This is a genomic window from Shewanella sp. SG44-6 (assembly GCF_014164185.1).
Taxonomy (GTDB): Bacteria; Pseudomonadota; Gammaproteobacteria; order Enterobacterales; family Shewanellaceae; genus Shewanella; species Shewanella vesiculosa.
The window spans coordinates 1-7,280 of the sequence record NZ_JACJER010000179.1 but is presented as its reverse complement, the minus strand read 5'-3'; the positions used below and the strand labels follow the sequence as shown (position 1 = coordinate 7,280).

8 protein-coding genes are annotated in these 7,280 nt (G+C 41.1%); 1 reads left to right on the top strand and 7 read right to left on the bottom strand.

Going from position 1 to position 7,280, the window contains the following annotated elements; genetic code table 11:
• The coding region (locus H5185_RS20355) for a VolA/Pla-1 family phospholipase (protein WP_182743011.1) at window positions 1-1,858 on the bottom strand (1,858 nt) is incomplete at its 3' end.
• A 262-nt stretch (window positions 1,859-2,120) separates the two neighbouring features.
• Here H5185_RS20355 and H5185_RS20350 point away from each other — a divergent pair.
• Window positions 2,121-2,858, top strand: a complete 738-nt coding sequence (locus H5185_RS20350; RefSeq protein WP_182743010.1) for a YciK family oxidoreductase — start codon at window positions 2,121-2,123, stop codon at window positions 2,856-2,858.
• 105 nt (window positions 2,859-2,963) lie between these two features.
• Here H5185_RS20350 and H5185_RS20345 read toward each other — a convergent pair whose 3' ends face one another.
• The 6 genes from H5185_RS20345 to H5185_RS20320 form a co-directional block, all read right to left on the bottom strand.
• Window positions 2,964-3,299 carry a ComEA family DNA-binding protein gene (locus H5185_RS20345; protein ID WP_182743009.1) on the bottom strand — a complete coding sequence of 112 codons (336 nt, stop codon included), beginning with the start codon at window positions 3,297-3,299 and terminating at the stop codon, window positions 2,964-2,966.
• A 146-nt stretch (window positions 3,300-3,445) separates the two neighbouring features.
• A complete protein-coding gene (locus tag H5185_RS20340; RefSeq protein ID WP_182743008.1) occupies window positions 3,446-4,537 on the bottom strand; it encodes a TIGR01620 family protein in 1,092 nt (363 codons plus the stop codon).
• A gap of 36 nt (window positions 4,538-4,573) precedes the next feature.
• Complete coding sequence (locus H5185_RS20335; RefSeq protein ID WP_182743007.1) at window positions 4,574-6,016, bottom strand: YcjX family protein; 1,443 nt, start codon at window positions 6,014-6,016, stop codon at window positions 4,574-4,576.
• A gap of 54 nt (window positions 6,017-6,070) precedes the next feature.
• Window positions 6,071-6,466: an envelope stress response membrane protein PspC gene (gene pspC / locus H5185_RS20330; protein ID WP_124016421.1), complete on the bottom strand. Its 396-nt coding sequence runs from the start codon at window positions 6,464-6,466 to the stop codon at window positions 6,071-6,073.
• On the bottom strand, window positions 6,453-6,692 hold the full coding sequence (gene pspB / locus H5185_RS20325) for an envelope stress response membrane protein PspB (protein WP_124016420.1): 240 nt from the start codon (window positions 6,690-6,692) through the stop codon (window positions 6,453-6,455). Before pspB ends, pspC begins: the two co-directional genes overlap by 14 nt.
• 19 nt (window positions 6,693-6,711) lie before the next feature.
• Window positions 6,712-7,280 (bottom strand): PspA/IM30 family protein (locus tag H5185_RS20320; protein ID WP_182743006.1); only part of this gene is annotated, 569 nt, incomplete at its 5' end.

Here is a 7,280-nt window from a genome sequence, read left to right as displayed (position 1 = left end):
ATGCTGCGTTAATCGCATAAGCGTTAGGTAAAGTATCGCCCGTCATTGGGTTAACTAAACCTGTGCTGGCATAAGTAGCAAATGTTGTTCCTACAATGCCACCTAAGCTTAAGCCTTGCGCACTGATTTTAGACACATCAAACACTTGTGGTTGATTTGCCGCCGCTAATTGCTGCGCCATTCCGGTCAATAATAAGCGTAATGCTAAATGATCTAAGGTTGCCTGACGGAAGTTATCACGCACCGTTAATGTACTGGCAATGTTAACAAACACTAGCGGGTTACCATTTTCGAAAGCATCAGGAGTACCAATAACATTACCAAACGCAGGTGCTGTTGCTGAAATCTCATAGATACCATCTTTATCTAAATCAAACGAGCGAGCACCATGCAAAGGCATATCGATTGAAATAGTCGCTACACCAGCAGCTGCATAAGTTCCTGCATAAGCTAGCGCCATTTCTTTACCACCGCCTAAACCATGCATAGCAATTGTCACAGGCCAGCCATTGGTTGGTGCAACAAACGCATCACCTTGAAACGCTGCTAATTTAGCCGCGTTGGGTATGGTAATTTGTACTGGAATCGTTTCATAACCTTTGATAGCAGGGATTGGATTAAGACGAGTTAGGTGCTTAGTTTTATCAGCTGATGTGCCGTCGTCAAGCATCCATTGCTTACCAGCAAGTAATGCAGGATTAGCTAACGCAGCTTGTGGGTCAACACCTTGCTCAGACGCTTGAGCGAAGAAATTAGCTTGGCTTAATGTTCCCGCCTGAAGTGACAACAATACTGAAACTGGACTATCACCTTGAGCAAACCAGCGACCGTTTGGTGCAGTTGGCTTACCATCAACAACAGGAATCACACAGCTGGCAGAAGAACAGTCACCATAGAATGGCACTTTAATTTTTGCCGTATACACGTCGGCAATATTGGCTAGCGTGTAAGCTAAACCACTCGCTTCCGTTAAACCAACAGCCTGAGCAACCGTGTAACCTGCTGGTGTTGGCGCTTGGACAAATGAAGGTGTATAGGCAGGATTAGATGCCATTAATAACTTAGTGGTTTCATATACGTTAGCAACTGACTGAGTGGTAAATAAGCCAGAGTAAATAATATTGTCTGGATCAACACCATGGGCTGCTGCAGCCCCTTTTTCGTAGCTATTAACTAAACCTTGTAATTGTAACTGCGCTGCAGTTTCTAGCGGCTTAGTTTCAATATCTAATTTTAATAAGTTATACGTCGTCGATGCAGCAATACTTCGACCCAATGAGTCGTGGATTAAATCAGTTGCAACATATAAATAAGATTGGATCGGCTTAAGCGGCTTAAGTGGCACGATAACAACGTTGTTACCTGAGGCTTTAGTCACAAAATCAACACCAAATGTTAATTCTTCACCCACTTTACAAGCTGAAACTGAGGCCTGTGAAGTACACTCAGGATCGGTAGATAATGAACCGCCCACTGTGGCTTCAAAAACGCGCACCGCGCCTGGCTGGAATACTGAGTCAGCATCAATCGTTAATGCATTACCTTGAAGGTCTTTTGCTAACTCCATTGTTATTGATATTGGTGAGCTAGTTGACCATCCATCTAATGCACCCAGTGCAGTTTGAGGATTGGTATAATCGACACCGGTTTCACCCGGAATTGTCAACGTGCCATCCGTGGTGCCACTAAACAATAAATCGTTCGGTAAAGGTAGCTTGCCATTAGCAGGATCGAATTGAACGTGTGATAAAGGCACCAAAGGTTCAACATTATCTTTTGCTTCGTTAAAAGTATCACCACCACATGCCGTTAAGCCAAGAGCAGATGCAATTGCAACACCCAAAATGAGTCTTTTCATCTTTTTTTCCCCAAATCTTGTTTTAATAATTTTGTTTTCCCCAAGAATTGGTCACAATAGTCCTATCATGCGACCAAATAAGGACTTATGTTAGTCCTCAACTATTCTCAAGTTAACGTAAAATTATTGAGTTAGCTACAAGTTTGTTACATGCAAATGACCTATTCATACACAATTATCAATCATTTGTTTCAAACGGTCGTTTATTTTTTATCCGGTACTAGATTTGACGGGCGATTGCGCGTAGAGGAAATAATTAATCATGTTGGAATATCAAGCGACAAAAGATTTACTGAATAACAAAACAATCTTGGTTACTGGTGCTGGAGACGGTATTGGCCGTGCAGCATCAATCGAGTTCGCGAAACACGGCGCAACCGTTATCTTACTGAGTAAAACGGTCAAAAAACTTGAAAATGTATACGATGAAATAGTGAATGCTGGATATCCCAAACCAGCTATTGTGCCCTTAGATATGAAAGGTGCGACTGAACAGAATTATATTGATATGGCAGACACCATTGCTGAACAGTTTGGTTGTTTAGATGGCTTATTGCATAATGCGTCACAATTGGGGGCATTAGGGCCATTTGAGCATATTGATTTAACCTCTCTTGAAACCATTTTAAAAGTGAATGTCACCGCTCAAGCCATCATGACCAAATCGTTATTGCCGATTATGCGCAAAAGTGAACATGCCTCAATTATCTTTACCTCAAGCAGTGTGGGTCGTAAAGGGCGTGCTTATTGGGGACCTTATGCTTTTTCTAAATTTGCTACCGAAGGCATGATGCAAGTTTTAGCCGATGAATGTGATAACACTTCCGTAAGAGCCAATAGTATCAACCCAGGTGCGACTCGCACTGAAATGCGCGCAAAAGCTTATCCTGGTGAAGATCCACAGACATTGAAAACAGCACAAGAAATCATGCCTACGTATTTATTTTTGATGGGTAATGAATCTATTGGTACAAATGGCCAAGCATTCAACGCTCAATAATCAGCTGACATAAGGCTAGATTTTAGTTTTTACTGAGATGACTTTAGCTTTGCATAAAAAAACGGAAGCCATTGCTTCCGTTTTTAGTGTGAATGAGCATCTAGCCTAGAAGCTCATATTCTCGGCATTCTGGCTAACTAACTTATCACCAATACCAGTAACCAAAGTGAGCTGTTGCACATCGGTGAATTTACCGTTTTTGGTTCGATAATCCACAATCGCTTGTGCTTTGGCTTGCCCAATACCTTTAAGCGCTTGTAATTCTTCTGCGCTGGCTTTATTAATATTGATCTTTCGCATTTTGGTTGATGTTGCCTCAACCGTTTTAGTCACTTTTTTTGTGGGTTCGGCCATCGTCTTAGCCGTTTCTGCTGCATAGGTATGGCTACTGAGCAAACAGCAGGCCCCTAAAAACACTGCTGTTAAAGTCAATGATTTCATTCGATTCTCCTTTCTTTCCTTGATTTGCTGGTATGTTGTCCTTCTCCATTACCAAGCTCGAAAGATCCGCAACGCTTTACCGTTTACGGATCGGAGGCTAAATGTAGTCAATAAAATCGAATTGTTCAAAAAAAATACATATTTTTTTATTCACTCTTGTCGACTGTTTGAGTTTGTTTCGATTTACTTTTAGACATCATTGACGACGTAAACTGCTTTAATTCGCCCAGTAAATGCTGATGTACATGTGATAATTTAGGCTTATTGTGTTTATTAAAGGCAATGGGACGACACAAGGTCATCGCTTGATAACCTAGCCGTGCGGTAAGTAAACCACCACCAAGCCCTTGTGCAATTCGGGCAGATAACTTACCAGTCATTTCTACTGATAATAATTGGGTTCCTAAATCGGTAATCACCTCGGTACTGCCAGCATAAATAATATTAGTCACAATGCTACGGATCAGTTTTATACGGCTCCAGTACCCCAATTCCACCGCATAAATTGCAGCAACTTCATTAATCATTTTTTGATTTCGCCACAAAATAATAGCCATATCCAAAGCAGCTAATGGACTTGCGGCTAATAGTAATGCCGATTCAGCAGCAAAGCGGTTAACACGTTTTTTGGCCAGTAAATCACGTTCGGACAACACAATATCTTCAAATAATAATACAATCTCAGCATCATTATGTTCATGGCTACAGGCTTGTAAATATTGTTGTTTAGCCTGGTTATTAGGATATTTTGCCAATATTGGTGCCAAAAATGATTTGGCCTCGCCCATTTGCATACTTAGTGACAATCGTTCAGCTTTAGCTTGATGATCACTGACCTTTTTAAGATTAACTAATTTGCGCCATTCTTTGAGGGTAATCACACATGCCCACAAACTCACAATAGCCAGCACTGTGGCATAAAAACCAAATAACCATGGACTTTGCTGCAAAGAATCAATTAAGCCCATCACGGTTTGCACTACCACCAATAGCACCAAAGCAAATACTGACAGTTTGGCCAGTAGCGACCAACGCTTTGATTTTGGAGGTTGAATGCTTTCTTCCATTGATGCTGGTAATTCTGTTAGTGATTGCTCACAAATAAAATCAACTTCTTCAAACGATTTAGTTGGCTTAATCGTTTGTTCAGCAGAATGAGTTTCATCTGCCACAATAAGGTCTGACTCGGTAAATAATTGCGATTTCTTTATCGGCGAATTGCGTGTAGGTTCATTCATAACTAATGCTCACATTTATTCTCAAAATAAAAACTATTAAGATAATTTATCGCCTAATAGAAACTCCAACAGGTGGTCGAGACGAATGTGTTCGAATTGCGGATTATTATCATGCATATGGCTCAAGTTGGGCGGTAGAAAAGCACTAAAGCTAAAGCCTTGTTGTTGCCAAAACTGAGCATCGGGTAATGATGTAGGTACATCTCCTGGGTATACAGTGACTTGCTTACCATCAAGCCCAGTGCCTTTTACCACTTCTTGTTGACCCCCCGCTATATTAACCATCCCGTGCTGAGTGGCTTTAATGGCACTTATCGCCATGGTTTCAACTTCACTGCCTTCAAAGTTGGCATAATGCTGGCTTTGTTGCAGCATGGCGGTTAACAAACTAAGCACATGACTTTGCTGATCACGGGTCACTCGGTCTACTTGGCTGGCAGCAAATAACACTTTATCTATCCGTGGTGAAAATAAACGTTTAATTAAGCCCGATTGGCCAAACTGAAAACTTTCCATAATGCTGTTTAACGCACGCCCCATGTCATTAAATTGTGCCTGACCATGATTAAGTGCGTTTAAACAGTCAACCAATACTAGTTGACGATCAAATCGAGAAAAGTAGTCGCGGTAAAAAGGCTTAACCACTTGTGATACGTACTGATCATAACGGCGTTTAAGAACGTGGTAGTTTGAGTCACTTGAGCTTGCTGATAATTCTGTGTGCTCAATAGGACTTAAACTAAGCAAGGGAAAGAATGTCAATAATGGAGTATTTTCATACTCTCCTGGTAATAACATGCGCCCAGGCTGCGCGTGGTAAAAGCCCTGTTGTCGTACCAAATCAACCAATAAGATTTGATACAAATCGGCAATGTGTTTAAGTTGCTGCTCGTCAGCTAATTGACTTAAGTCTAACTGTTCTACAGCCTGATTAAATGCACTGAATAAAGGTGAGTGGCGTAAACATGACACATTAATTTGTTGTGATAAGCACCATTGGCTGAAATCTTGTTTAAGCATAGGTAAATCAAGTAACCACTCACCGGGATAATCAACAATATCAACATACAAGGTTGCTGTATCGGTCAATTTGGCTAACAAACCTTGTTGTGGCTGGTACTTAATCGCTAAACGTAATTCAGTAATATTTTTGGTCGAAGCAGGCCAATAAGGAGGTGATGAGCTTAATGCATTCATTGCGCCTTGATAATCAAAACTGGCAATGTCTAAATCAGGTTGCATAGCCCGATTAACGGCAATTAACCGACCTTCACGTGCGACTTGCCACAAGGGTAGCGGATTGTGCTTAGCACTTTTACCGGCATGCAATAACTGATTGACTAAACCACTGATAAAAGCTGTTTTGCCTGCTCCTGATAACCCAGTAACGGCTAATCTGACATGACGATCTGTACTGCGATGAACCAAAGATTGCGCGGTTTGAGTGACACGAAACAAAGAACGGTCTAAAAATCTCATGATGGCTGATGGCCCCCCTAAAGAACAAGGGCGGATAACCGCCCATTAGAAGAATTAAAGACTATTGATTTGGCGTTTAAGATCGAAATTGTCTGATGTGACATGTTCCTCGAGTCGTCTTAATCGGACTTCTAATCCATTAAATTGACGATTAACATCAAACAATGCTTGCTTTGCAGGCTCACCTGCTTGCCAAACTTTCTTTTTAATTTCAATATCTTTGTACTGTTCTTTGTGTTCTAGGTCTTGTGGTTTAATATCTAATATCATCCATAGTGCGATATAAATAACCAACACGACCCCTGTCCCACCCAGTAACAATATCGACACAGCAATCACTCTTACTAGCCATGTCTCAAAGTTAAAGTAATCAGCAAGACCTGAACACACCCCAGCCACTTTACCACTTTTTGGGTTGCGGTATAGGGTACGACCATTAGCTGAGCTCATGTTTTGCTCTCCATTCTGGTGATTCAGTATCTAAAATCGCTTCTAATGTTTCGATGCGACCGCTCATTTTTTCTGCTTTAGCGATTAGACCATTAAGCTGATTGAATTCTTCCTCGGTGAGCCCCTGGCTCACTTGTCGCTTACTGCGATAATGAAGAACCAACCAGATAGGTGCCACAACCACCATAAAGATGATAATTGGTGCAATAAGAAGATCCATATCCATAACTCACCTCTGAATAAATTTACGCTTTCGATTTAGGTTGTGCTTTTGCACTCATTTTTGCTTTCAATGCTGCTAATTCATCATTGACAGAATCTTCTGCCTCTAATGCTGCAAACTCGTCAGCAAGGACGTTCTTTTTACCTAAATCATATGATTCTACTTGTGCTTCAAGTCCTTCAACTCGACGCTCGTATTGTTCAAACTTCATCATGGCATCATCAATTTTGCTTGAATCAAGCTGCTTCTTTACTTCAAGACGTGAAGTAGCAGTTTGCTTACGCATAATGATGGTTTTTTGACGAGCTCGAGCATCGTTCAGTTTTTCTTGAAGTTGGGCTATTTCGTCTTTTAAACGGGCAACATGTTCTTCAACAACTTGTAGCTCGTTTTCAAGACTGGTTAATAAACCAACCGTTTTTTGTTTCTCACCTAAGGCTGCTTTTGCTAAGTCTTCACGATCTTTGGATAGTGCTAACTCAGCTTTATTTTGCCAATCTTGGACCTGCTCTTGAACGCGAGCAATTCGGCGAAGTAATTCTTTTTTCTCAGCTAATACTTTTGCAGAGGTTGAACGAACTTCAACAAGTG